This is a genomic window from Microbacterium sp. Bi128 (assembly GCF_918698205.1).
Map to the genome: position 1 here is coordinate 1 of NZ_CAKKMM010001527.1, position 1,163 is coordinate 1,163.

The window sequence follows — 1,163 nt, forward strand, 5'->3', positions numbered from 1 at the left end:
AGGCTGGACGTTCCGACAAGGACAGTGGTGAGTCCGATGCCCCCCTCGATTCCAGTCGCTGAAGCAACTGAGGGAAGACGAAGATCCGCATCCACGAGGATGACCTTCTGGCCGCCCTTGGCGATAGTGACGGCAAGGTTCAGCGCGACCGTGCTCTTCCCCTCCCCCGCTGACGCGGAAGTAACAACGATCGAGCGCATCGGCCGGTTCACACCTGCGAACTGGAGGTTCGTTCGAAGCTTGCGGAACGCCTCCGCGCCCGAACCGCCCAGGACCGAGGGAGGGGCCCCGGGCAGACGGCCGGCAGTCTGTTCAGTGATTCCTGCCAAGAGCGGCAGATCAGTCATCTTGCGCAAATCCGATTCCGTCCGGATGTTGCGGTCCAGGACATGGCGCAATACGGCCGCCGCGATTCCGGCCGCGAGCCCGTACAAAAGGCCCAGGCCGAGGTCCAGCTTCGCGTTGGGGCTCGACGGCTCGGTCGGCGTGGTGGCGTGGTCCACCGGGCTGAGCCGGACTGGGGTCGGCGTTCCGTTCGTGGGCCGCTCCAGGTCAGCGACAGCCGTGATGAGGCTGGCAGCGACGGCGTTGGCGATGTCGGCGCTTCGCCGGGCGGAGCCGTCCCTGGCTTCGATTTCGATGATCACCGTATTGCGCGCGGTGGATGTCTTGATCTTGGCGGCCAAGGCTTCCGGGGTCATGCCGAGGTTGAGCTTGTCGATGACGGGTTGGAGCACGGTCGGTTTCGAGGTGACGTCCACATACGATTGGACGCGCGCCAGTGCGAAGACACTGCCCTGTTGCAGTTCCGCGGACGTTTCCGAGTTCTGCGTCGAAACGAAAAGGCTCGTCGATGCCGTGTAGGACGTGGGAGTCAGCAAGGATGCCACGCCCGCGAGTATCGTTCCCAGCAACGCCAGGACAGTGATCAGGCGCCAGCTTCGGCGCAAAATAAGCAATTGTTCACGGACGTCCATTGCGGGTCCTTTCACAGGCGGTGGTTGCAGCATTCCAGGCGAAGCGGCGCGTTTTCATGCGGCCAGCCAGGTGTAGCATCCATCCGACACGACGCGGGCGGTGCCGGCCGGGATGGTGAAGGCCGACGTACCGTTCGATTGCGCAATCGACCCGCCTGCTGCATCGTAGGCCACCAGTGTGCAGGG

At 64.0% G+C, this 1,163-nt stretch carries 1 protein-coding gene; it reads right to left on the minus strand.

Annotated elements, in window-relative coordinates:
- The coding region (locus LQV45_RS34265; protein ID WP_230012320.1) for a YveK family protein at window positions 1-977 on the minus strand (977 nt) is incomplete at its 3' end.
- Between the last annotated feature and the right edge of the window lie 186 nt (window positions 978-1,163).